We start from the raw sequence: 26,175 nt of genomic DNA, 5'->3' as shown, positions 1-26,175 counted from the left end.
CCAAGGTCAGCAGCGAAGATCAGCCAAGCATCTGAGGGTTGAGTTGCCAGACCGAAAAATTGAGCGCCCCCGCAAAGCTCACCCATGCCAGATACGGCACCAACAACCACGCCGCCAGAGCTTGCCTCTTCGCAAACACACCGATGGTCGCCGCCAGCACCAGCCACAGCGCCACGATGTCCGTAAACGCCCACGCCCCCAGATGCCATGCAAAGAACAACCAACTCCACAGCCCATTGAGCGCCAGCTGCACCAAGAAAAGAGTCAGCGCCACACGCGCGCCAGCCCATCCCCCACGGCGCCACACCGACCACACCGACACCGCCATCATCCCGTACAGCACCGTCCACACCGGCCCGAACAACCAACCCGGCGGCGCCCATGCCGGCCGCTGCAGCTGCGCATAAAAGCTGGCCGCCTGGATTGATGCCATTGCGCCCAGCGCGGCGACTGCGTAGCACAGCACCAGCCAGCCGAGAAGACCGAACCATTGCGATGTGTTTAAACGATGTTGCGTCATGACGGTCGAGGTGAGTTGTCAACGTTCGCCAGCCTGCCAGAGCATGTGTGCAAGCCATGACGACGCAACTGAGCAAGTCAAAGCTCTACTAAGGCCGTACGGATTGGTAACGTCATGTCCAAATCTCCGGGCGAGTTGGACTCCAAAACTGAGGTGCTACTTAAAATCGGGGTACGTCGGGCCACCAGTGCGACATCGCGGCCCTGGATCTGGCCCTGGTTGAGCAGGTTGCCGGCGGTGATGCTGACGTCGGCGCCTGCGATGACGCCCTGGTTGCTCATGGTGTTGGTGGCATTGAGCTCGACGTTGCCGCCGGCAATCAAGGCGCCGTTGCCACGCAACTGCAGCGAGTTGGAGGCCAGGTACACCACCGGCACCAGCACGGTCTGGCCCTGGTACTCCTGCTCCACCATCCACACGATGTCCTGCGTGAGCGCAGCGGCCTGTTCGGCGGTCAGGCCAACGCCCATGCTCAGTTGCAGCTGGCCAGCAGCGGCCACGCCCGATTCCAGCAAGGCGCGGTACTGCGCCACGCCATCGGCGTAGTTGCCCAGGTAGCGGCGGCCGGTGAGCTGAGTGATCTGGTCCAGCACCAGGCGCTGCTCATAGAAGCCATCGCCCAGGCGGGTCTGGGTCCACTCCGGGTCCACGCCCAGCTTGTCCAGCAGGAAGTCGCTACTGATGAAGTTGTCGTAGTTGACGAAGCGCGGATCGGTCTCGATCAGGTAGCGACGGCCCGGGCCGTTGCTGCGCCAGGCGTTGATGCCGCCCAGACCGGTTGCCGCGCGGCCCATTTGCGGTGAAATCGGTTCCAAGTGGTCAATGCACGCGCCGCAAACGGAGGCTGCAATTTACAGACTCCGGCCTCAGCGATCAGATTGATGGCTAGAGCCGTACCGATCATAACCACACCCACCGAGCATAATTTTGAGCTGGCTATTACTAAATTTTCAAAGAGAAAATTCCGGAGGAACTTTACTTGCTGGGTCCAGCACTATGAGTGCCATATCTAACCAATATCGAATCCACCACCGTCCCACTATCAAGGGCGAAATGGCTCGCTCCAATCGCTGAAGTCAAATTGACCCGGTTTGCGGCGCAATACATGTGCGCAATAACGATCTATCGCATACTCCGGATTACGCAGCACGCGTAAATTTTCAACATCCCCTTCATGGACAGTGCGACCGACATCTTGACGATGCCGACGGATGCCGCAAGCGACGCATCCTGCGTACTCACATCAACCTGCGCACCCGCGTTGCCGGTGGTGTTTCTCGCCACGCTGATGCTGACCGCCCCCACTACTAGCCCGACTAATGGCGGCCTGACCACCTACATTTGCCGCGGCTTGCCGCGTGCGGCCGCTCAATCCACCTTGTGCGCTAACGTCATTGAGCGAGGCGCCGCTGACGATGCGGCCATCGCTGCCGACGGCGCCGTGGCTGATGTTGGCGCCGTTGATGCTGGCTCCTTGGCCGCCGGTCATGCTGGCAACCAGGGCGGAGTCCCGCTTAACTACCTCCGCCCCTTTTTTCATTTTTTTCGGCTTACTCATTTCTCCTCATGAAGTGGTCTGACATTTTCAATAAATAGTCTTGGAGCTTATCCTCGTCAGATGAAAGATCCTGGACCATTGCGAAACGCCCTTTTTTACTTACAGCGTAAGCCCATTTCAAACCAAGCATTCTATCGGGAGGTATATTTATATCCCCCCTTAAAAAAAACATCCAGCAAAATTCTGCTTCCAGATGCCTCTCACTAAATATCGGAAATTCATTTTCCACTACATCCCCCAAAATCACCCAAACTTCCTTTTCAGCAATTTTTAATGCTTCCACAACAGATATATCTTGCGCTTCATGTTTCATAGCGGGGGTCTCCCGAGCTGAACGGTCACATCAGGATTTAGCTGAACTATCTTACCTAATTGGGCGTCGATAAAAAAATCTTTCCGTCTTTATTTACAACATTAATAACATGACTAACCTTTCCCGGCTGTTCAATAATAAGCGGTCGCGCAGCACCGCTACCTTCCTTAAGCATTTCCTCTATAACTGCCGCAGGCTTACTCGGAGAATTAAATCCGAAGGGCGATGATGGAAGCAGCGCATTCATATCAGCATATTTTGTTGCATCAGCAACCGCATCCAAATTTTTCCCAGAAAGTCGTTCCTGCGCCGCATTCACACAAGATACGCAGTTAGTGTTAACGCCTGGCCCAGCGCCCTCGACATAATGTGGATTCACTCCAATCAAATTTGGAAATTCATCTGCAAGCGGCCTTGTTTCCGTATAAATGGTGCCGGAAGCGCTGCCGAGCCTAGCATTTGACGCCACTGAAGGAGCATCCTTCGGTCGCAAAGAATTTATATAATCAATTACATCATCAGCCTTAAACGCATCACCCACGCCTGTTGCTGCCTTTGCAGCGCCCCCCCTCCCTGCATAGAGCTCTGGAACAACGAGCGAGAGTACGTCAACGCTGACCTTGCCACCAATTGCACCTGCCTTAGCTATGTCATAGATATCCCAAGAGCCGTGCGTATTCGTGTAGGCCGCAAATGCAAGATCCTCTGCATAGCCGCTGATACCGGTTTTTATTGCATTTAACGCACCCTTTGCGTCGTTGAAGTTCTTCTCGGCAGTAGCTGCGTAACCATTCCCCCACAGGTAGGCGAGTTGATCAATCGTTTTTCCGATCTGGCCGGCAGGACTCGTATCTTTGGCCAACTGTGCCACACCGGCAACCATCTCCCAGACCCGGCCGGTGGCACCGACCGCACCTGCTCCCATGCCAAGCGCCGCGCGCAGCGCAGAATCAGCGGTTGCAACTGATAGCGGGATGCTACCGTTCCATGCTGCCGAGGCCAGCGCTTGGTTGCTGCAATCACCTGCCATCGCACACGCAAGCTTGTGGCCAAGGTCCGCAGTCGTCACATGGGTGACGAAATCCTTGGTCAGCGTTCCGTCCTTGTCGGAGTTGAACAGGCCAACCAACTCAGGCACGTGACCTGCGAGCCACGCGGTGTATTCCCCCGCGTGATCGAGCTGATCCTGCATGGCTACAGCAGCGAGCTGTTTTTGCTCCGCACATCCGTCGCTGGCTGGATCGCTACACGCACCGCGCAACGCGAGATTGCGTTCTTCCGACAGCGCCTTCAGTTGCTCGGCGCGCTCACACTGGGTGCCAGACTTGGAACAAGCGATCAGTGCCGTGGCATATTCCATCCGCTCTTGGTGGCCGAGGTAATTGTTGGACACCTCATTCAAGGCTGCGGCACCGCCTGCAGCACCACCGGCCGCAGCGCCTAGCGCGCTCGCTGACAACCCTGTCAACGTGGCAGCCACCGCTTTATCGATTCCGGCTTTCTCCAACGCTTCTGCCAGGTACGGTGCTGCCACCGTGCCTGCGGCTGCGCCTAGCGCTCCGTCCGTGCCACCTGTCAGACCGCCTACAACCGCATGCGACAACACGCGCAACGTGCCGCCATTGCCCCAATCCTTCATCAACTGATTAGCTTCGGCCCGCTTGCTGTCGTCACCGGTTGCTTCGGCTTCCGCATAGAGCTCTGCCGCCTTGTCAACTTTTCCCTGTGCGTAATCGCCAACAAACTTCGTTGCCTGCTGCCCTGCAGTGGCGGTGACCTGCGCTTGCGCTGCAACTTGATCACGCAGTGCCTGACCATCCCATTGCTTGGTCAAGCCACCTGCGTCATCGCCGCTGATCACATCGCGCTTCAGGCCCGCCAATGCATCTGCAGCGGTCTTACCAGACTTGGCGAGTTGCCCAGCCTCGTCGGTGATGAGCAAGCTGCCACCACTGATTCCGCTGGTGGTGGTCGATGTCGCATCGCCACTTTTGCTCCCAATGCCAGCCGCTGTACCGGTGCTTCCGGTCTGGAAGTTCTGCCACGACCAGTTTGCGCCGTTGTTGACTGTCGGTCAGTTGCAGCTGGCCAGCAGCGGCCACGCCCGATTCCAGCAAGGCGCGGTACTGCGCCACGCCATCGGCGTAGTTGCCCAGATAGCGGCGGCCGGTGAGCTCGGTGATCTGGTCCAGCACTAGGCGCTTCGATCTGCGTCAGCGAGGTCTGCCTGCCGCCGACGATGTTGGTAACGGAGATGCTGGCCTGGTCGACGCGCGTGCGGGTTGCGCTCGCCGTGACACCGGTACCGGTGGCGGTGGCGGTGGCGGTGGTCTGCACCGTCGCCTGATCGAGCGTGCTGCGCACCAGGCCGTTGTCGTTGGACATCACCGGTGCGACCGACTGGGTGTTGGCGCCGATTTGCGTGCCGGTGCTGCCGCTGGGATTTTCAGCAACCTGCCAAAGTATATTGCCCAGGACCACTGGAAATAAAAATTCCTTTTGAGCAAAATTCGTTTAGTGAAGAGACAATCTTGGCCTCATCCACAATTTCCCCACAAGATTCATAAAACTGAAGTAGCCGCCAACTATCAACTGTTTTTGGCTTATCAATAAATTTATGAATGTCTACAACCCAGTTTGGCTCGCGATTCACCCTCTTAAAACGCAATCCTGATCCATGCCTTGCAAATTTCCATTGATCGAAATCAATCATTATCTCTCCGTTTCTAGGGAAGTCGGAAAGCCATTTCCAGTCTTTCACCGCAGGATATTTTTCAGAAAATCCACTCATTAGACGACATTGAAGATTAACAAATATAAGGAAAAAATTTATATTATCCAAACTCATGTCTATCGTCCCCCCCTCGCTTCCGCAGCTTCTCGCATCAGCTGATCCGCCTGCTCTTTAGTCACGTCATGTACGTTAACCGGCACATTTTTAATACCAGCTCTTGGAGCAGCAAGCGCCCGGTGATGCCCATCAATTATAATCAACTTTCCTTCAACATTAGCCACATCAATGGGGTGATTAACATCATAGCCATTAGCTTTCATATCCTTTGTAAATCGCTTCACTTGTGATCCTGAAATTTCATCTCGACCCTGCCTCCCAATCAAAATTTTTGGATCTACGCTCCTTGTAACAATTGCCGGACCATCCTGGATAACTGCAGCGCTTACCTCTTGTGAGCCGGGGAAAGATATGTGTTCCTCAGCGTCTTTCAATGCCCCCGAAAATCCATCGCTACTTTTGATAATACCGATCGCACCAGCTTTGGTGCCCACCACACCAAGCGACGACAGCAGCGTATCCACGAGCATCGAGCTAGTCGCATGGCTCGCAGGCTGCACCGCTTGCTGATCGCGATCGGTCTCAGCACCAAATGCGTTGGCACCGATCAACGGCGTCAACGGATTGACCAGATACTGCTCTTTCTTTTCCTGCAAGTACCCCGCCATCGGCGTTGCCGCCCACAGTGTACTGCCCAACGTCTTCACCGGGCCACCTGCCGCAGCCATCAAGATCAGCGCGGCAGTCTCTGCATTGTCTTCACCTAGCCAATTTTTAAACTGCTCTACCTTCTTCCCGCCTGCGATGGCGAGATTGGAGACAACCGTTGCCCCCTTCAGCCTTAGATTTTCATCTTGCGATTGCTGCGAGCCCGCGATTCCCTGTGAACCGTCAGCTGCCTCACTGCTGGAAAAAGCTGCGCCATCTGCATGAGTACTTCCCACAGCCCCAACGGTGACGGTACCAATCGGGGGTTTTCAATAGCACCAACGCTGACCTCACCCGTTGGAATATGGTTAATAACATCTTTGCGCTGCTGTTCGTCCAGCTCATTGAAACCCTTGCCATAGCGCTGGAAGGCAACGCTTTCAGGTTGCGCGAGCTCTCGCAGCGTTGACGCTGCATCCGGCGATTTGAGCAACAGCACCAGCTTGTCCGGATCGCAGCCGAGCTTCACGCAGTTATCGAGAAGTGCATTGACACCGGCAACGTCGTTGGGATCAGTGATCCCGACATTCTTCAATGCCTCGGCAGCCATCGCCTGCCGTTGCGCACGCCCATCGCGATAGTCGTAGTAGCCATAGGTCTGGACCGCATTGCCCGATGCGGCGCCAGCCTGCACATCGCCACCAAGGAGACCGCCCGCAGCGCCGAGCAGCGCTCCGAGGCCACCCATCAATGTGGCCTCGGCACCACTCCCCGGCTGTATGCCACCCTTTTGCAAGGCGTCGGCGAACTTCGGCAACAACGCTTCGTTCATCAACACGCCACCGGCTGCGCTCAGAACATTGCCGCCAGAGACAGCAGCAGCCAGTGCGCCCGCAGTCACTTGGGTGATCTGCTTTGCAGCTCCTGCGTCGTTCCATTTCGCGAGTTGGTCATTGGCTGCGAGCAGGCGTGCCTTCGCCGTTGCCGTCGCGTCCGGATCACCCTTGGCCGCTTCCAGATCGGCCATGGCCTGCTCTGCGTCTGCAGCCGCTTGCTCCCTCTTGTAGGAAATGAGTTCCCTGGCCGACCTAAACGCGACCTCGCCGGCGACTTGCGCCAGTTCCTGCTGTTCCGCAACCTTCTTCTCATCGAAGATCTGCTTCAGTCCGCTCTGCTGCAGTTCCGTAGCGCTGCGATCCAGACCAGCCAGGCCAGTTGAGTCCCCATTGCGCACTTCGACACTGCCCGCAGCAATGTCGCTCTTGGTTGTACTGCTGCTACCTCCTGTCTGATTACCCGACAGACTCAAGGCCGCACCAGCCGCCACAGATTGCCAATCGCCTGTGCCGATCCCAAATCCGCCAGCCTTGTACTCGGCCTCGTTCTGCAAGTCCTCCACCGTCAGGCTGCCGGTGGACAGGCGGTTCAGACTGGGATCGGCCGTGCTGGCGATGGCGCCGCCGATCAGGTGCGTGTTGCCAGCAACGGTGACGTCGAAGCCGCCATTCCCGGCCTGGATGCCGCTCTGCTCCTTGACGCTGGTGTAGCTGCTGTTGACCTTCTGCTGGCTGTAGCTGGCGCTGCTGCCGCTGACGCCATAAACCAGCTTGACGCCCGCCTGCTGCTGCTTGCTCTTGTAGTCGTCGGTGTCCTGTTCGCTCTGGATCAGCAAGTCGCCGCCGATCTTGGCCAGCACGGTGTCGCCGATCGCCTGCGCGCCCTTGATCGTGGTGTCGTTGCCGCTCGCCAGGGTCAGCGTGTCCTTGGCCGTCACGACGCTTTCGGTGTGCAACTCGCTGTTGCCCTTGGCACTGCCCTTGCCAGCGTAGGCACTCACGTAGAAGCCGGTGGTGCTGCCGACGCTGACACCGATCTCGCCGCCGCCGTTCTTGTTCTCCGACTTGCTGGTATTGGTTTCCTTGTTGCTGAGCAGGTTGAGATTGTTGGCCGCCGCCAACGTCACATTCTGGCCGTTGATCTGGCTTCCGATCACATTGAGGTCGCCGTCGGTGGCGGCGATGGTCACGTTGCCGCCGCTGAGGATGCGGCTGCCGCCAGTCGTTTCGTCGTGCGTGGTCGTCTTGCTCGACGCGCTGCTGGCACCTAGGGCGATCTTCAAGCTGACGGCATCCTGGCCGCCGCTGGTCGGCGGTGCCTGGTAAGCACTTACCGCATCGCTGATGGCGTATGCCGTCTTGGCCGCATAGAGCGCCTTGAGGCGGTCGTCCTCTACTTCCGACCCGCGCTTGGTCGCCATATACGCCGCTTGGGCTGCCTCGACCGCTGCACCGGTCAGCCCCAGCGTCAGACCCGCACTCTGCTGCTTGGACGTCTGCACCGTATCCACAGTGTTTTCCGCCGCAGCAATCGTGACTTCCTTGCCCACGATGGTGGTGCTGGTGGCGCTCAGCACATCGCTGCCGGTGATGGACACCTTGTTGCCGGCGGTCATCGTCACTGCGCCGTCGGTGCTGCCGACCAGGCTGCCGCTGTTGGTGACCTCGGTGACGTCCAGGCCGTCGGTTTTCTTGGTCACGCCCAAGGCGACGCTAAATCCGCCACCGCCATACAGGCCGGACTTCTTGACGGTCTTTTCGTGTTCCTCGCTGTGCGTGTTCTGCACCGTGTCCAGCGTGAGGTTGTTGCCGGCGGCCAGCACCACATCGCCGGTGCTGGCGACCTGCGCGCCCTGCGACAGCAAATCGTTACCCGCCGCAATCTGCACCGTGTCGCCGCTGAGCGTGGTGGTGACCGCCACGTTGTCGTGCCACTCATCATGCGTGGTTGTGGTCTTGCTGGAGAACGTGCCCTTCTTCTTCTTGGTCATGTCCTGCACGGCGTCGTGCTGCTCGCTAGCGGCGAGCAGGTTGACGTCGTTGCCGGCGGCCAGGCTGATACCGCCTTCCTTGGTGGCGGCCGATGCGGCGGTGAGGGTGATGTCGTTGCCGGCCTGCATCGCCAGGTTGCCGCCGGCACTGAACTCGGTGCCGTGGACGGTTTCGTCGCGGGTCGCGGTGGTCTGCTTGAAGCGCTTGCGCGTTTCCAGCGTGTCGCTGGTGTCGACCGTGGTCAGCGTGCTGGCATTGATGTCGTTGCCAGCGCTGATCCCTAAGCCCTTGCCTGCATCGAGTTTTGCGGCGACCAGGTTGACGTCGTTGCCGGCGCTGAGGATCAGGTTGCCACCGGCGGTGAGCGCCTGCTGGTCGATGGTCTGCGTGGTCGTGGTGGTGCTGACGCGGGTCTTGCCGTTGCGGCTCTTGTAGCTGTCGGTCTCGCTGTCGTTGAGGACGGATTCGACGTTGAGGTTGTTGCCCGCTGCCGCGATCAGATCGCCACCGGCCTTCACTTCGGCCTGGCGGATGGTCAGGTCGTTGCCGGCGGTCAATTGCAGGCTGTCGCCGGTGCTGATGCTGGTGCGGGTGGCGACCTCGCCATCCAGGCCGGTGGTCGGGGTCAGCGAGAGATCGTTACCCGCCTGCAGGGCTGCGCTGCCGCCAGCGGCGATGGTCACGCCATGCAGTTGCAGGTCGTTGCCGGCAGAGACGATCAGGTCCTTGCCGGTGGTGACCGACACCGCATCGCCGCCACGCAGCAGGCCGCTGTCGTCGCGCAAGGCGCTGGGCGTGAGGCTGAGGGTGTTGCCCGCGACCAGCGCTGCGCTACCACCGGCCTGCACGCGCGTGCCGGTCAATGTCATGTCGTTGCCGGCCATCAGTTGCAGCGTGTTACTAGCGCTGATGCCGGACAGGATGCCGACGCCGTTGATGGCCTTGGATGCTTCGCTGACCAGGGTGTTGCCGGCCACCAACGCGACATCGCGGCCCTGGATCTGGCCTTGATTGAGCAGGTCGTTGCGCGCTTCCAATGCCACGCTGCCCGTGCCGCCAATGCGGCCCTGGTTGAGCAGGTTGCCGGCGGTGATGCTGACATCGGCGCCGGCAATGACGCCCTGATTGCTCATGGCGTTGGTGGCGTTGAGCTCGACGTTACGAAGCCATTGACATGGCTCCTGTGCGGTAGCAATCTCTTGCTCCAAGGAGCGTAGAAACTCCTCTCATAGCGGTACCCACCTCCGTCAAACCGGTGGGTTTTTTGTGCCTGCACTTCGCAGGTGCAACCGATGCGATGCCTGCGTCGGGAGGGCGGCTAATACAATACCCTTCGGGGAAATACGCCCGCCGGCTATGAGCGGTTTCTAACCTCCCGACACCCCGTCGCTGATCGGCGACGGTGCCTGCTCGCAACGGAGGACTCTGCTATGCGTCAACCGCCATCTCGCACCACCACGCGCAAGCGCGCAAGGCGCCAGCCACCCCGCGATGCGGTCTGGCGCATCAAAGAGTCGCCGCTTACCCCGATGCTCACCCCCGAAGAGATTGAAGCCGCCAACGCCGCCGACCTGGTAAAACAACGGCGCGTCGTACGTCGCCCGCGCCCGCCGCAACAACTGACAGTCGGTTATGGCTACTACCCCGCAAGCGATCAACGTGTTCCTACACTGCGTTTGCGCGGTCGCTGGTTGGAACAACTTGGCTTTGTTATTGGCAGCAAAATCAGCATTCGCATGCGCGATGGCGAGCTAGTCGTGAGTCTTGCTAATCGTTCCTGAAAAATCTCTTTCAGGCGCTAATCGGCAATGGTGACCGGCCAAAGGCGTCCAAGGATGTCTAAGCCATGTAGCGCATCCGCGCATGCAAGCGCGATCCACCGCAGAGCGACGACCGGTAAGCTGGGTGGCTTGGGTCCAGCACTAGGCGCCGTTCATAGACGCCATAGCCCAGGTGGCTCTGAGTTCACCCCGAGTGAACGCCCAGTTTGTCCAGCAGGAAGTTGCTGCTGATGAAGTTGTCGTAATTAACAAATAGCAAATCGGTTACACAGTTCATTTGGCAACCCTCAGAGGCGTCCACACTCGGATTCTTATTATATTTCACATCAATATAGATAATTTTGAAAAATCCCTCACTACAACCCTCGTCAAAGCTCAAAGTAAACAGACTTTATATAAAAACCATCCGGGTAAAATAACGAAGCCTCAACATCTTGGAGCAAGGTACCAAGATCATCTTTTTTTTAAAATTCAATCCATTATCGCTAGCTTTTTTTAAAAAATCTTCGAGATTTTCATCGAAAACTTTTATTTCACCAATTGATAGATTTGCCCCACTCATGAACTCAACACCCTCCACAATGTCGTATTCTTAATAAAATACGTGAACCCTATGCTTGTAAAAATTATCAGCAGTGTTTCTTGCAAAGGAGTTTTTACTAAATTCATCAAAATCACCCAATATCTCCCTGACCTTAGATCGACCCATCCCCTTTAGGATCGGCCCAACTCCAAAACTTAATCGCTCAAAATTCATGCTTATTTAACCTTAGCGAGGTCTGCCTGCCGCCAACGATGTTGGTGACGGGAATGGTGGCTGGGTCGACACGTGTGCGCGTTTCGTTCGCACCCACGGTGACACCGGTACCGGCGGCGGTGGTCTGCACAGTTGCCTGATCGACCATACTGCGTACCAGCCCGCTGTCATTGGACATGACCTGTGCGACCGACATCTTGACGATGCCGCCGGATGCAGCAAGCGACGCCTCCTGCGTGCTAGCGCCGACCTAAGTGCCTGCGCTGCCGCTGGTGCCGGTAGCGACACGATGCTGCCTGCGCCACCGCTGGCACGACCGGTCGCCGCATAGCTGCCGACAGCTTCTGCGGCTTGGCGGGCACGGCCGCTCAGGCCGTCCTGTGCGCCGATGCCGCCGAGCGCGCTGCCGCTGTTGCTATGCCTTACTGCAGGTCAGGCTGGCGGTCAGGGCCGCCGCTTAATTGTCTCCGTCTTTGACGATCTGATTTCTACTCATTCAAACCAAGTGAGCTTGGAAGATTTTTCACAAAATCGGCAACCTCACCCTCATAATTTAAAGATTCCGAAACCAAATCAGAACATAGTAGAACCCTTTCAATATCAGGAAGTTCCTGCAGCTCAAAGGCCAACTGCTCCATCATCTGAACAGCCGCATCTTGATCGACAACTTTAGCATCAGAAAACTCTAGAAAATTACAAAAATTAGCTATAACTTTGGCAAAAGTTTTATTAACTTCACTCACGGCTTAACCACCTCTACAGTTATGTTTTTAATGCCAAGCTCTTCGAACATTTTCTTTGCACGATTAGCCTGCGCCTGTGTGGGCACTTCCCAGCGACCAGTTAAACCCTGTTCTGACAAAGCTTGAGATTGACGTAACGCCTGATCTTTCGCCTTTGGCGTGGTAACTACTGATATTTTACGATCCACCAACACATCTGCGTCAACACCGTCGAACTTGACAGGCCGTTCCGTTCCATCTGGCATAGTCCTCGTGATTGAAGGCGCTTGCGATGCTTGGGTTTCCACATTTGATCGCGCACCTGGGGCAGAGTCATTATAATCGCGCGCCTTGGAACTCATCGAAGCTTTTTCATCAACCCAAACAATCTTACCTTCGGCGTCATCAATTTTCTTTCCAATGCCCTGCGAACTCTCAAGAAGGCTGTTGGCTGCCTTCCCTGTACTGATAACACCAATAACGGACGCCATCGAGTCGACGCCCATCCCTGCCATCATATTGGTGGCAGGCCGTACCGATTGAAGCTGCTGCTCGTTCTGGGCTCCTAGGCCATAGGTCCCAAGAAAATTACCAAACGGATCGACCAGATACTGCTGCTTCTTGTTCAGCAGGAACTCGCCTGGCGCAGAGTTTTCGAACAGCGTACTCGCAACCGTCTTGACCGGTCCGCCAGCAGCAGCCATCGCGACGTAAGCAAGCGCCAATGCCGTGTCTTGACCCAGCCAGTTGCTTGCCTTCTCAACGCCGCGACCACCACTCTCGATGACTCCGCTGACAAGCTGGCCAGCGTGCAGGAGCCCACCGGACGATTTACCGACTACCTCTACTGTTGGTAGCTTCTCGACACTTCCAACAGCAGCAAGAGGCTGTCCATCAGGGCCAATGCTCTGCACACCTTCAACATAGACCTTGCCCACCATTCCAAGAAGAATCTTCTGATCCTCCAAGCCAAGCGCACCAAAACTCGTGCCGTATTCCCTCTGGGCCGATGCTTCAACCAGCGCCATGCCCGCCATGTTGTTGGCGACGCCAGGCGTTGTCAGCGCAGCCGCAAGACTGGCCGGATCTGCACCATTCTTGATGGCCTCGTTGATCAGCGTACGCATGCCTTGCAGCAAGGCTTCATCACCGCCCGCCATCTCACGCAGAGCATCGGAGGCCAACAACTGTCGCTTACCGTCCCGGTAGTCGTAGTAGCCATATTGCTGGGACGTGTTGGCAGCGATGGCGCCCGACGTGGCATCTCCCACCAGACCACCAGCGATCAGACCCAAGCCGATGCTGGCCAGGTTCATCGCCCCTTCGTGGGCAATACCATCGCCATCCACACCCTTGTTGATAATTGCTGATAGCTTGGTCAGGAATCCTTCGTTGGAAGCCACACCAGCAGCAGCCCCTAGAGCGCTGCCCCCGCCCAGGCTCGCCTGGAATACGCCTGCCAGCACCTGCGTCGCCATCTTGGCGTTGCCGCCATCGGACCACTGCTTGAGGCTGGATTGAGCCGTGTCACGCCGCACCACTGCTGCCGCACGTTCTTCATCGGTTGTGGCTGCCTGATAGTCCTCGGCGGCAGCCTTCAGCTCTTCTGTTGCCGCGTCGCGCCGTGCAGCAATTACTTCCTTGGCAGTACGGAATCCGACCTCGCCTGCAACCTGGCTCAGCTCGACCTTTTCCTGCAACTTGTTCGTATCAATTGCCTTGACGCTATTACCATCGAGTACTGAGGCGTTGCGTTCCAGACCTTCCAGGGCGCTGAGATCCTTATTACGTATTTCAATAGCACCCGCAGCAATGTCACTGCGAGTCGTACTTGTTGCATTGCTATTGGCACTACCCAGAGCACTGAGCCCTGCACTTGCGGCGGATTGCGCTAATCCTGCACCACTGGTCCCCGCGCCCACCCCGATGTTCGATGCCTTTGCTTTGGCTTCGTTCTGAAGATCATCTACAGTCAGGCTTTCCGTTAACAGGCGATTGAGCGCCGCATCCGCCGTGCTTGCAATCGCACCGCCAACGAGGTGCGTATTGCCACCAACGGTGATATCAAATCCGCCATTGCCGGCCTGGATGCCGCTTTGTTCATTGACACTGGTGTAGCCGCTATTGACCTTCTGCTGACTGTAGCTGGCGCTACTGCCGCTAAAGCCCCATACCAGCGTCATACCTGCCTGCTGCTGCTTGCTCTTGTAGTCGCTGGTGTCTTGCTCACTTTGGATCAGCAGGTTACCGCCAACGTCGGCCAGTACTTTGTCGCCGATTGCTTGTGCCCCCTTGATCGTAGTGTCGTTACCACTGATCAGCGTCAACCTGTCATTGGCAGTCACCACGCTCTCAGCGTGTACGTCACTATTGCCCTTGGCGCTGCCTTTGCCGGCATAGGCAGTGAGATACACACCTGTCGTAGTACCAACGCTGACACCGATCTCGCCACCGGCGTTTTTGTTCTCCGACTTATTGGTGTTGGTCTCCAAGTTGCTCAGCAAGTTCAGATCGTTCGCTGCCGAGAGCGCGACATTTTCACCATTGATCTTGCTACCGATGACATTCAGGTCGCCGCCAGTCGCTGCGATGGTGACGTTGCCGTCGCTCAGGATGCGGCTACCGCCCGTGGTTTCCTCATGCGTGGTCGTCTTGCTCGACGCACTGCTGGCACCAATACCGATGCGTAAACTCACGCCCCCCATACTGCTGCCAGCGGCCGCAGCTGCCTGGTATTCGGCCACGCCGTCGCTGACGGCGTAACCCGCCTTGGCGGCATAGAGTGCTTTTAGACGGTCATCCTCTACCTCTGAACCACGTTTGGTCGCGCTGTAGGCGGCTTCCGCTGCTGCAACTACGCCCCCGGTTAGACCCAACGTAATACCCGCACTCTGCTGCTTGGACGTCTGCACCGTATCCACAGTGTTTTCCGCCGCAGCAATCGTCACTTCCTTGCCTACGATGGTGGTGCTGGTGGCGCTCAGCACGTCGCTGCCGGTAATGGCCACCTTGTTGCCGGCGGTCATCGTCACCGCGCCGTCGGTGCTGCCGACCAGGCTGCCGGTGTTGGTGACCTCGGTGACGTCCAGGCCGTCGGTTTTCTTGGTCACGCCCAAGGCGACGCTAAATCCACCACCGCCGTAGAGACCCGACTTCTTGACGGTTTTTTCGTGTTCCTCGCTGCGCGTGTTCTGCACCGTGTCCAGCGTGAGGTTGTTGCCTGCGGCCAACACCACATCACCGGTGCTGGCGACCTGCGCACCCTGCGACAGCAAATCGTTACCTGCCGCGATCTGCACCGTGTCGCCACTGAGCGTGGTGGTGACCGCGACGTTGTCGTGCCACTCGTCGTGCGTGGTCGTGGTCTTGCTGCTGAACGTGCCCTTCTTCTTCTTGGTCATGTCCTGCACGGCGTCGTGCTGCTCGCTGGCGGCGAGCAGGTTGACGTCGTTGCCGGCGGCCAGGGTGATGCCGCCGTCCTTGGTGGCGGCCGATGCGGCGGTGAGGGTGATGTCGTTGCCGGCCTGCATCGCCAGGTTGCCGCCGGCATTGAACTCGGTGCCGTGGACGGTTTCGTCGCGGGTCGCGGTGGTTTGCTTGAAGCGCTTGCGCGTTTCCAGCGTGTCGCTGGTGTCGACCGTGGTCAGCGTGCTGGCATTGATGTCGTTGCCGGCGCTGATCCCTAAGTCCTTGCCTGCATCGAGTTTTGCGGCGACCAGGTTGACGTCGTTGCCGGCGCTGAGGATCAGGTTGCCACCAGCGGTGAGCGCCTGCTGGTCGATGGTCTGCGTGGTCGTGGTGGTGGTGACGCGCGTCTTGCCTTCGCGTGTCTTGTAGCTATCGGTCTCGCTGTCGTTGAGCACGGACTCGACGTTGAGGTTGTTGCCTGCCGCAGCGATCAGGTCGCCGCCGGCCTTCACGTCGGCCTGGCGGATGGTCAGGTCGTTGCCTGCAGTGAGTTGCAGGCTGTCGCCGGTGTTGATGCTGGTACGGGTGGCGACCTTGCCATCCAGGCCGGTGGTCGGGGTCAGCGAGAGATCGTTACCCGCCTGCAGGGCTGCGCTGCCGCCAGCGTTGATGGTGACACCGTGCAACTGCAGGTCGTTACCTGCAGAGACGATCAGGTCCTTGCCCGTGGTCACCGATACGACATCGCCGCCACGCAGCAGGCCGTTGTCGCCACGCAAGGCGCTGGGCGTCAGGCTGAGGTTATTGCCGGCGATCAACGCTGCGCTGCCGCCCGCCTGCACGCGGGTGCCGGTCAGGGTCATATCGTTGCCGGCCATCAATTGCAGCGTGTTACTAGCGCTGATGCCGGACAGGATGCCGACGCCGTTGATGGCCTTGGATGCTTCGCTGACCAGGTTGTTGCCGGCTACCAACGCGACATCGCGGCCCTGGATCTGGCCTTGATTGAGCAGGTCGTTACGCGCTTCCAGCGTCACGCTGCCCGTGCCGCTGATGCGGCCCTGGTTGAGCAGGTTGCCGGCGGTGACGCTGACGTCGGCGCCGGCGATGACGCCCTGATTGCTCAGGGTGTTGGTGGCGTTGAGCTCGACGTTGCCACCGGCGATCAAGGCGCCATTGCCACGCAACTGCAGCGAGTTCGATGCCAGGTACACCACCGGCACCAGCACGGTCTGGCCCTGGTACTCCTGCTCCACCATCCACACGATGTCCTGCGTGAGTGCAGCGGCCTGCGCGGCGGTGAGACCCACGCCCATGCTCAGTTGCAGCTGGCCAGCAGCGGCCACGCCCGATTCCAGCAAGGCGCGGTACTGCGCCACGCCGTCGGCGTAGTTGCCCAGATAGCGGCGGCCGGTGAGCTGAGTGATCTGGTCCAGCACCAGGCGCTGCTCGTAGAAGCCATCGCCCAGCCGGGTCTGGGTCCACTCCGGGTCCACACCCAGCTTGTCCAGCAGGAAATCGCTGCTGATGAAGTTGTCGTAATTGACGAAGCGCGGATCGGTCTCGATCAGGTAGCGACGGCCCGGGCCGTTGCTGCGCCAGGCGTTGATGCCGCCCAGACCGGTTGCCGCGCGGCCCATCGCGGTGCGGTCGGTGGCCGTGCCATTGGACAGGCGATACAGGCCGCCGATGGGCAGATCGATCTGCGTCAGCGAGGTCTGCCTGCCGCCGACGATGTTGGTGACGGGGATGGTGGCGGGATCGACACGCGTGCGGGTTTGGTTCGCACCTGCGGTGACACCGGTCCCGGCGGCGGTGGTCTGCACATGCGTCTGATCGACGCTGCTGCGCACCAGCCCACTGTCGTTGGACATCACCGGTGCGACCGACATCTTGACGATGCCGCCCGAGGTGGCGAGCGTGGCGTCCTGCGTGTTGGCCCCGACTTGCGTGCTTGCGCTGCCGCTGGTCCCTGTCGCAACGCGGATGCTGCCCGCGCCGCCGTTGGCGCGGCCAACCACGGCCTGACCGCCCACACCAACGGCGCTTTGCGTAGTGCGACCGTTCAAGCCGCCTTGCGCGCCCACACCATTCAGTGAGGCACCACTGATGCTGCGACCATCGCTGCCGACCGCGCCGTTGCTGATGTTGGCGCCGTTGAGGCTGACGCCTTGGTTGCCGGTCATGCTGGCGGCCAGGGCGATATAGCTGCTGCTGACCGTTGAGGAGCTCAGCCGCTGGTCTTCTTCTTCGTAATAGCAAACGACCTTCTGCCCGACCGGCTGCATGCAGTCGTTGGTGATCGCGGTGACGATGTGTTCCACGTCGCTTTGTCGAACCGTCTGATTCAACGCCAGCGCCTGGTTGAGTAGCTGCTCGCCGCCTACGATCATCCCGTCCGAGAGCCCGCCAAGACCGCGCTGGTTGGCAGCGAACACGCCTGCTGCAGCGATGGTGGAGGCATTGTTCGTCACGCTTCCCGACAGCAGGATGTTTCCGCCCGCCGCGATGCGTCCCTCGGCGCTTGCGGAAGACAGCTGCTCCTGCTGGATCACCTGATAGTTGCGATAAATACCCGGCGCGAGCCCCTTGTAAGGATAGGGGGCCCGGGCTCCCTGGATGTTCCGGATCGCCTTGCCTTCGATCAGCTCACCACCCGCATACACACCATCTTTGCCGGGATCGGTAGAAACGCTGGTTGTGTTAACGACACGACGCCGGTTATTCAGCTGGTTGGTCGCTATCAAGATGCTCCCGTCGGCCTCGATACTGCCCGACAGGTTATTGACCACCCCGGTGCGCGATACCAAGGTGCCACCACCATCCTGCGCCCCACCAATCGCGATATTGCCCAGGCTGAAGATGCGCGCATCGCGATTGAGCAACTGATCGCGCACGATCAGGTTCATGTTGCCGGTGGAACCCAGCAGGGCCGAACCATAGGCCGCATTGTCGGTGGCGCCACCCAGATCGGCGCCATTGACCAGCGTGCCGGTATTCACCGAGACATTGCCACCGACGATGCTGCCGGTGTTGTAAACGCTGCTGGCAACGAGCGACAACGCCCCGTTGCCGGAAACGCTGCCGGCGTTGTCGATGACGTTGCCACCGTTGAGACGGGTATCGTTGGAGACGATGTTGGCGCCGCCGCGATTGGTGATGCTGCTGGCGGTGATATCCAGGGTACGCGCAGCCTTGAGCGTGGACTCGTTGACCAGGTTGCCGCCCACGCGCAGGTTGAAGTTCCCGTTGCTGACCAGGTCGGCGCCGGCGCGGTGCGTGTAGTCGCTGCGCAGCGTCAGATCAAGCAGGTTCTGCGCGAGGATGCTGCCGCCACCGTCGAAGCCGACCGTGTCGATAAGCACATCGCCAGCGCCGCCGATCACGCTGCCTGCGCCAATCTGGCCACCGGCATTGCTCAGGTTCTGCAGGTTCAAACGAACCGATTGCTCGGCCTTGATCTTGCCGCTCTGGTTGTCGAGCGTGGCACCTGCGCGCTGCAGCAGGAAGCTGGCGCCGGCATAAACGCTGCCGCCCTGGTTGTTCAAGGCATTGGTATTGGCGATCAGGTCGCCGCCTGCCACCAGCTGGCCACTATTGTTCGCGATGCTGGCCGCATCGATCACCACACTGCCGCGCCCGCCCAGATTGCCGCTGGTGTTGGTCAATGCGCCGCCAGTGGTGATGCGGGTCAGGCCACTGCCGTTGTTGACGATGCTGCCTTGGGCGTTGTCGATCCGTCCGGCAGAGGCGGTCAAGGTATTGCCAGCATCGAGCTGGCCGCCGCCATTGAGCAACGCGCCGGTGACCGCAACATTCAGATCACGGCCGGCGCTGAGCTTGCCGGCTTGATGATTGTCCAACTGGCCCCGTGCGGTGATGCCGAGGTCGCGACCGGCCTGCAGATTGCCGCCGATGCTGCTGATGTTTTCTGCAATGATCACCGCATCGGAGCTGGCACCGATCGTGCCGTTGCCATTGTCCAGACTGCGGTTCACTTCCACGCGCAAACCGCCGCCTGCGCCCGCATTGGCAACCGCCTGCACGGTACCGCCGGCATTACTGAGGCTGTCGGCACGCAAGGCCAACGCACCACCGCTTGCCTGCAGCAGACCGTTACGGTTATCGACTGCGCCGCTGGTTTGCACGTTCAATGTCCCTGCCGACACCGACCCGGCCAGATTATTGAGGCTGGCTGCGCTCAGGCCTGCGTCGCCTGCCGCCGCGATGGCGCCGCTCTGGTTGTTCAAGGCGCCGCTGGCGCCCAGGGTCAGCTGACCCTGCGTCAGGATGCGTCCACTGCTGTTGCCGAATGCAGCGCGGCTGGTCACCGACAGCGTGCCGGCGCCAGCATGCTCGATGCGGCCCTGGGCATTTTCGATGCTGGCAGCAGTGATGGTCAGATCCTGACCGTTGCTGGCGAGCGTGCCGGCGGTGTTGTCGAGGGCGCCCCCGATAACCACGCGGGTCGCGCCAGTGCCGCTCTGCACCAGCCCACCGCCGACATTGCTCAGGCTTCCGCCATCGATGCTCAGCTGGTTAGCCTGCAGTTGCCCACCCACATTGTTGAGGCGGCCATTGTCGATAGCGCCGATGGCCTGCACGGTAAGCGTGCCGCCCGCAAGCAGATTGCCGCCACGATGATCGAGGCTACCGCCGCTGGTCAGTGCCACATTGCCGGTGGCACGCGTGGTGGCGCCGGCCAACTGCAGCTGACTGCCCTGCGCGGTGAGGTTGCCGCCTGCCAACAGTGTGCCGGAGGCAGCGAGCTGACGATCGGCAACCAGACTGAGCATGCTTCCGCTGCCCAGGCTGCCGTCTGCGTTAATGCCAGCACCCACCGTACCGGTGATGCCGATCTCGCCTGCACGAAGGCTGAGATTGCCCGCTGCAGTGGTTTGCCCGGCGTTTTCGATGCGCGCGCCCTGCACATCGACCGTTGTCCCGCTGACAGTGCCCTGCTGGCGTACAACCGCATCGCTGACGAGTGTGAGTTGTTGACCCGCGACCTGGCCGGCTACGGTCAAATCACCTTTGGATCGCAGGTCGAGTGTGCTGGCTGCGCTCAAATTGCCGCTTTGCGTCAGCGCGCCATCGGCCTGTGCCGTGAGCGCCCCTGCCGATGCCAAGCGGCCATCGAGCTGCAGGTTGCCACGACTGATCAATGCCACATCGCCACGCTCGCTGCCCAACTGACCACTGCTGCTCAGCTGTGCTGCTTCCACGCGCAACGCATTGCCGCCGATCAGATCGCCCCGGTTATCCACCGCACCGCTGGCGCTGACACCAAGCCGCTGGAGCCCATAGGCCTGACCGGTCTGGCGTAGCGATCCGACACCAAGCGAGAGTTGATGACCGGCGCGCACGGCACCGGCATTGTCGAGCAGGCCAGCAATGGACAGCGTGGCATTGCCTTGCGCAAGCAGCACGCCCGTCGCGGTGTTACTCGCGCTGGTTGCGGTCGCAGTCAATCCATCGCCGGCCACGACCTGCGCGGCATTGGTCAACGCGCCGGTTGCGCTCAGCACCACGTTGCGGTCTGCCTGCACCACGCCTGCAACCGCCAGATCGCCGGTGCTGCGTAGATCGATGTCGGTGACGGCACCGAGTGCACCACGGCTGTCGATCGCTGCGCCGTCCAGGCTGATCGCAGCGCCGCTTTGCAGCACTGCCGCTTGCCCGGTCGCGATCTGCATGCCACGCAGGGTTGCATTCGCTGCGGACACCGCCTGGCCGTTCAACGTAAGTACGCGCTGCGCCTGCAGATCAAGCCCCGATGCCGATTGCAGCGAGCCTGCGGCAGTGAGATCGCGCCCGGCCTGCAGCGCGATGGACTGCGCCTTGAGCGAACCGGCCTGTTGCAGATCGCCGCCAGCGTCGGCGTGTAGCGTGCTGGCTGCTGCGACCACGCCCTGCAAGGTCATATCGCCCCGGCTGGTCAACGTCACCGTCGACGCTTCGCTGCCGAGTTGGCCGCTGCTACGCAACGTGCCCGCTCCGGCCAGCAATGCATCCTTGGCGATGAGGCTGCCGCGGTTATCCAGCGTGCCGGTGACTGTGGCGGTCAGCGCCTTGCCAGCGACAGCAGTGCCGCTCTGGTCCATGCTGGCTGCAGTGATCCGCAGATCGCCGCTGCTCTGCAGGCTGCCGGCGTTCTGCAATGCACCTGTCGCCAGCGTGACGCCGCCCGCTGCCGCAAGTGCGCCGGCTGCTGCGTTGTTGATCGAACCTGCCTGTAGCGAGAGGTCGCGGCCCGCGAAGACCTGGCTGGCGTTACCCAGTGCACCGCTGGCGCTCAACACGACATCGCCGTTGGCCTGCGCAACACCCGCCAGGGCAAGATCGCCTGTGCTGCGGACTGCGAGATCCGTCCCGGCATCCAGCGTTCCACGGCTGTCGACTGCGGCGCCGTCCAGGGTGATGGCACCACCGCTTTTCAGCACGGCATCGCGACCGGTTGCGATGCGATTGCCATGCAGGCTGGCATCTGTCCCGGCCTGCGCCTGCCCGTTCAAGCTCAGCGTGCGCTGTGCTTGCACATCCAGCGTGGAAGCCGATTGCAGGGTGCCACCGGCAACGAGATCACGGCCAGCCTGTAGCGCGACGGTCTGTGCGCTGAGCGTCCCTGCCTGTGAAAGGTCGCCCCCTGCCGTGGCTTGCAACGTGGTCGCGGCAGACACCACGCCTTGCAACGCGATGTCGTTCTGGCTGGTCAGCGTCACCGCGCCGGTCACCGAGCCCAGCTGGCCATTACTGACAATGCTGCCGGCGGTGATGCTCAACGCTTTGCCAGAAACCAACTGGCCTGCGTTTTCGAACGCACCGTTGGAAGCGATCGACAGCGCATCGCCGCTATAGACACGACCGCGCTGCAACAGCGACCCGGAGGTCAGCGAAAGTCCGCGCTCTCCATGCAGGCTACCGAGATTGTCCAGCCCCCCGGCAACGTCGACGCGCAAATCGCGCTTGGCACCCAGGGTTGCGTCAGACGCATTGGTGGCACTGGCAGCCTGCACGCCCAGATCGCGCGCGGCGATCACCTGGGCACCGTTGTTCAAATTACCTGTTGCGGTCAGCGCAATGTCGCGGCCGGCCTGCGCTACGCCGCCCAGCGTCAAATCGCCCGCACTACGTAGAGTCAAATCATTCGCTGCATCGAGCGCACCACAGCTCTCGATGCTGTCGCCTGCCAAGGTAATCGACGCACCGCTCTGCAGCACCGCCGCAGCGATGGCCGCGATGGTTGCGCCATTGAGCGTGGCATCGGCCGCACTGGATGCCTGACCGTTCACTGCAAGCGTGCGTTGTGACTGCAGATCCAGCGTGGATGCGGACTGCAGGCTGCCATTGGCAGTGAGGTCTTGCCCGGCCTGCAACGCAATCGACTGCGCCTTGAGCGAACCAGCTTGCTGCAGGTCGCCGCCAGCCGATGCCTGCAATGCGGTCGCGGCTGCAACCACACCGTCTAGCTGCATCGCGCCCTGGCTGCTCAATGCAACACTGGCCAGCTCGCTGCCCAATTGGCCGCTGCTGCGCAACCTGCCTGCATCGATCTGCAGCGCGTCCTTGGCGATCAGGTTGCCGCGGTTATCCAGCGTGCCGGCAACTGTGCCGCGTAAGGTCTTGCCGGCAGATGCGCTGCCACTCTGATCGAGACTTGCCGCCGTCATCTGCAGGTCGCCGGCTGCCTGCACGCGGCCGGCGTTGCTCAACTGTGCTGCCGCGGTGAGTGCCACATCCCCATCGCCGGCCAATACGCCGGCAGCGGTGTTCTCCAGGCTTTGTGCCTGCGCGGTCAGGGTGCGCCCGGCGAAGACCTGTGCTGCATTGGTCAGCGCCCCGGTAGCCGTCAGCTCAACATCGCCGCTGCCCTGCGCAACGCCCGCCAGCGTCAGGTCGCCCAGGCTACGTACACGCAGATCGCTGCCTGCATCGAGCTTGCCGCGGCTATGAATCGTGCCGCTATCCAATGCAATCGCACCGGCGCCCTGCAGGACCGCATCCTGGCTTGTCGTCAGCGTGGCAGCGCGCATGCTGATGTCGCCATCAGCCTGGGCTTGCGCAGCGAAAGTCAATGCACGTTGCGCCTGTAGGTCCAACGTCGAGGCAGAGTGCAGCGTGCCGCTCGCGCCGAGGTCGCCGCCTGCTCGCAGCGCTACGGATTGCGCCTCCAGCGAGCCGGACTGCTCCAGATCGCGCGCGGCACTGGCCTGCAAGGTGGTTGCGGCAGCCACCACACCTTGCAATGCGATATTGCTTTGGCTGCCCAAGACGACGCCTGCAGCTTCACTGCCGAGCTGGCCGCTGTTGCGCAAGTCGCCGGCATCGATCTGCAGCCCATTGCGTGCCACCACATTGCCGGCATTGTCGAACGTGCCGGCAACCGTTGCGGACAGCGTGTTGCCTGAGCCGACGCTTCCGTTCTGGATCAAGGAATCGGCACTGATCTGCAATGCGTTGGCAGCGTACACGCTGCCGGCATTCTCAAGCGTGCCGCCGATACGCAACTGCGCATCGGCACCAGACGAGAATGCCGCGCCTTGCGCGTTGCGCAGACTGGCCGCATCCACCTGCAGTGGACCAGCAGCGACCACCCTTGCGCTGTTATCCAGCGCGCCGGCCGCCGTCAAGGTCGTACTGCCTGCGCTCTGCACGGTGCCGTCCAATGCCAGCGCCCCAACGCTGGCGATGCGCAGGTCACCGCCAGTATCGATCAGGCCGTGATGGGCGACACTGCCGCCACGCAGTTGCAACCCGCCATCGCTGTGCAGTTGGCCGCGCTGACGCAGCGCGCCATCGGCCTGCAGATCGAGCGCGCCTGCCGAACGTACGACGGCATCGTTTGCAAGCTCACCTGCCGCGGCAACCGTCAGCGCGCCGCGCGTGCTCTGCAGCGCGCCGGAGAGGCTGGCATCGCCGCCGCTACGTAAGTTGACGCTGGCCGCGTTCACGGTGCCCGACACCTGGGCGCCGCTTGCGGCATCCAATGCTAATGCGCCGCCTGCAACGGTATTGCCGCTCAGGCCCAGATTGCCGCGACTGCGCAACGTGGCATCGCCACGCTGGCTGCCGATATCGCCGCTGCTTTGCAGCTGCGCCGCGTCCGCGCTCAATGCATTGCCTGCGACAATGGTGCCGCTATTGAGCAATTGGCCTTCAACAGAAAGCTGCGCATCGCGTGCGGCAGACAGACTGCCTGCAGCGGTGACACTGGCAGCTTGTAACCGCAGATCGCGGCCGGCATACGCGCTACCGGCGTTGTTGACTGCACCGGCGCTATGCAGATCCAGATCGTTGCCTGCAGACACCGCAGCGCGCTGTGCGATGTCGATCGACGCTGCGTTCAACGCAAGCGCATCGGCTGCGATCAGCTGCCCCTGCAGTTCCAGGCGCCCACCCGCACGTACATCAGTCCCCTGTCCGGCTTGCGCCAATCCAGCCACACGCACATCGCCATTGCCGTTGATCTGCAGCGCAGTTGCCGCATCCAGCGTGCCTAGCGCGTCGATGGCAGTGGCATTCAGCGCGATCGCCGCGCCGCTCTGCAAGGTACCGGACAATGCAATCTGCGCTGCGCGCAAATTCGCGCCCGCGCCGCCATAGGCCACACCACTGCTGCTCAGTAATCCATCAGCGCCCAGGTCCAGCGCACCGTTGGTGTGCAAGCTGCCATCGGCATTCAGTTGCGAACCGAACAGACGGATCGCCCCCGCGCTACTGCGGCCAACATGGTTCACCACACCACCGGCTTGCGCATCCAGCGCACCGGCGGCGACCAGGTCGCCTGCAAGCGTCATGTTGGCCGCACGCAGGGACACCTCGCCTTGCTGCGAGCCGAGCACGCCACGCTGATCCAGCGCCCCGGTGGCACGCACATTCACGCCATCGCGTGCCACGTTGGTTCCACTCAGGCTCAATTGCCCAGCGCTGTCGATCTGCAGGTCGCCACTTTGCGCGGCTAACGTGCCGCGGCTCACCACGCCGACGCCGGCTTCGGTGGCGATCAGGCGAATGCGTTCGGCATACATGCCGCCCAATTGCGCCACATCGATACCGATCGCAGGAGCGGCGCCGTCGGCACCTGGCAGGACGTCCAGCAGCATGCCGTCGTAATTCACCCGTCCGGCACCAGCGGCGGCGACCAGCTCCCTGGTCCAGATCGAGCCGTCTACGCTGAGCTGACGCGACAGCAGATCCAGTCGATCCACGTTGAACGCGTCCAGACCGTTGCGGCCGATGCTCAGCGCACCGCCGGTGATGCTGAAACCGTTCAAGGCACCATCGCTGCCCAGGTTCGGTGTGCCGGTGGTCAGGGTGACGCGCGAGGTATTGAGAAAGCCGCAGCCATCGCAGGAAATGCCGTTGGGGTTGGCGATCACCAACTGCGCTTTCGCACCGGCGATTTCGGTATAGCCCTGCAGGCGACTGCTGCCCGAGGTGACTTCGTTGAGGATCAACGACGCAGCGCCGCTGCGCTGCAGGTTGTCGTTGCCGGCAACGTAACCGCCCAGCTCGGTCTTGGAGATCTGCGCGCTGTTGTTGAGGATCAGCCCATTCGGGCCGACATTGAAATTGCTGTAACGGTTGTGCGAAATACCGCGCGCATTGGGCGCGACGATGTCCACCACCGGCACGCCATTGGCAGCGACCTGCTGACCGGGCGTTTGCCCTGCAGGGTTGGCGGTTGGCGCAACCTGCGCCCATGCCGGAAACGATGTCCAGGTGGTCGTGCAGCACAGCAACAGTGCAAGCGCACGCTTGCCCTGCTCGGCCAGGTAACCACGCACGCGCATCGCTTCGTTGTCCATCGTTTCTCTCTCGCCGCCGGTTGGCGTCATCCATCAACAAA

11 protein-coding genes and 2 pseudogenes are annotated in these 26,175 nt (G+C 60.7%); 1 reads left to right on the top strand and 12 read right to left on the bottom strand.

What is annotated here, in order from left to right; translation table 11 throughout:
* Positions 1–19 precede the first annotated feature (19 nt).
* The 9 genes and pseudogenes from EO156_RS03710 to EO156_RS03670 form a co-directional block, all read right to left on the bottom strand.
* Positions 20–520 (bottom strand): TspO/MBR family protein, encoded by a 501-nt coding sequence (locus EO156_RS03710; RefSeq protein ID WP_016850236.1) that lies wholly within the window; start codon positions 518–520, stop codon positions 20–22.
* Between the two features lie 179 nt (positions 521–699).
* A pseudogene (locus EO156_RS24590) lies at positions 700–1,170 on the bottom strand (S-layer family protein); the annotation flags it as partial.
* A gap of 593 nt (positions 1,171–1,763) precedes the next feature.
* Positions 1,764–2,078 (bottom strand): hypothetical protein, encoded by a 315-nt coding sequence (locus EO156_RS03700; protein ID WP_124632068.1) that lies wholly within the window; start codon positions 2,076–2,078, stop codon positions 1,764–1,766.
* The gene (locus tag EO156_RS03695) at positions 2,071–2,391 is read right to left on the bottom strand and encodes a hypothetical protein (protein ID WP_124944751.1); all 321 of its coding nucleotides are present in this window, start codon (positions 2,389–2,391) and stop codon (positions 2,071–2,073) included. Before EO156_RS03695 ends, EO156_RS03700 begins: the two co-directional genes overlap by 8 nt.
* A 55-nt stretch (positions 2,392–2,446) precedes the next feature.
* Complete coding sequence (locus EO156_RS03690; protein WP_050990041.1) at positions 2,447–4,333, bottom strand: DUF6862 domain-containing protein; 1,887 nt, start codon at positions 4,331–4,333, stop codon at positions 2,447–2,449.
* The gene (locus EO156_RS24115) at positions 4,290–4,586 is read right to left on the bottom strand and encodes a hypothetical protein (protein ID WP_029828906.1); all 297 of its coding nucleotides are present in this window, start codon (positions 4,584–4,586) and stop codon (positions 4,290–4,292) included. Before EO156_RS24115 ends, EO156_RS03690 begins: the two co-directional genes overlap by 44 nt.
* 251 nt (positions 4,587–4,837) lie before the next feature.
* Positions 4,838–5,239, bottom strand: coding sequence for a hypothetical protein (locus EO156_RS03680; RefSeq protein ID WP_124632066.1), 402 nt, complete (start codon positions 5,237–5,239; stop codon positions 4,838–4,840).
* A 2-nt stretch (positions 5,240–5,241) separates the two neighbouring features.
* Complete coding sequence (locus tag EO156_RS03675) at positions 5,242–6,126, bottom strand: ParB/RepB/Spo0J family partition protein (protein ID WP_124632065.1); 885 nt, start codon at positions 6,124–6,126, stop codon at positions 5,242–5,244.
* Positions 6,024–9,818: pseudogene (locus EO156_RS03670) on the bottom strand (hemagglutinin repeat-containing protein); the annotation flags it as partial. The pseudogene EO156_RS03670 and the gene EO156_RS03675, both read right to left, overlap by 103 nt.
* A 270-nt stretch (positions 9,819–10,088) precedes the next feature.
* Between EO156_RS03670 and EO156_RS03660 the strand changes: the two are divergent.
* Positions 10,089–10,439, top strand: coding sequence for a SymE family type I addiction module toxin (locus EO156_RS03660; RefSeq protein ID WP_078585699.1), 351 nt, complete (start codon positions 10,089–10,091; stop codon positions 10,437–10,439).
* 746 nt (positions 10,440–11,185) lie between these two features.
* On the opposite strand, the gene EO156_RS03650 is transcribed toward EO156_RS03660, so the two are convergent.
* The 3 genes from EO156_RS03650 to EO156_RS03640 all read right to left on the bottom strand — a co-directional run bounded on the left by EO156_RS03650 (position 11,186) and on the right by EO156_RS03640 (position 26,134).
* On the bottom strand, positions 11,186–11,392 hold the full coding sequence (locus EO156_RS03650; RefSeq protein WP_016851507.1) for a hypothetical protein: 207 nt from the start codon (positions 11,390–11,392) through the stop codon (positions 11,186–11,188).
* Positions 11,393–11,684: 292 nt separating this feature from the next.
* Positions 11,685–11,939: a hypothetical protein gene (locus EO156_RS03645; protein ID WP_014090036.1), complete on the bottom strand. Its 255-nt coding sequence runs from the start codon at positions 11,937–11,939 to the stop codon at positions 11,685–11,687.
* The gene (locus tag EO156_RS03640; protein ID WP_230577940.1) at positions 11,936–26,134 is read right to left on the bottom strand and encodes a hemagglutinin repeat-containing protein; all 14,199 of its coding nucleotides are present in this window, start codon (positions 26,132–26,134) and stop codon (positions 11,936–11,938) included. The genes EO156_RS03645 and EO156_RS03640 overlap by 4 nt, the downstream gene beginning before the upstream one ends.
* Positions 26,135–26,175 lie beyond the last annotated feature (41 nt).

The sequence above is a fragment of the Xanthomonas sp. DAR33341 genome, from assembly GCF_003992815.1.
GTDB classification, from domain to species: domain Bacteria; phylum Pseudomonadota; class Gammaproteobacteria; order Xanthomonadales; family Xanthomonadaceae; genus Xanthomonas; species Xanthomonas cissicola.
Note: the sequence above shows the minus strand (reverse complement) of the source record. Positions and strands in the feature narration are given on the sequence as shown.

What these genes read in the sequence shown, in the direction of transcription:
- EO156_RS03710 (WP_016850236.1), bottom strand. Translation starts at nt 520, where the DNA reads ATGACGCAACATCGTTTAAACACATCGCAATGGTTCGGTCTTCTCGGC.
- EO156_RS03700 (WP_124632068.1), bottom strand. Translation starts at nt 2,078, where the DNA reads ATGAGTAAGCCGAAAAAAATGAAAAAAGGGGCGGAGGTAGTTAAGCGG.
- EO156_RS03695 (WP_124944751.1), bottom strand. Translation starts at nt 2,391, where the DNA reads ATGAAACATGAAGCGCAAGATATATCTGTTGTGGAAGCATTAAAAATT.
- EO156_RS03680 (WP_124632066.1), bottom strand. Translation starts at nt 5,239, where the DNA reads ATGAGTTTGGATAATATAAATTTTTTCCTTATATTTGTTAATCTTCAA.
- EO156_RS03660 (WP_078585699.1), top strand. Translation starts at nt 10,089, where the DNA reads ATGCGTCAACCGCCATCTCGCACCACCACGCGCAAGCGCGCAAGGCGC.
- EO156_RS03650 (WP_016851507.1), bottom strand. Translation starts at nt 11,392, where the DNA reads ATGTCGGTCGCACAGGTCATGTCCAATGACAGCGGGCTGGTACGCAGT.
- EO156_RS03640 (WP_230577940.1), bottom strand. Translation starts at nt 26,134, where the DNA reads ATGGACAACGAAGCGATGCGCGTGCGTGGTTACCTGGCCGAGCAGGGC.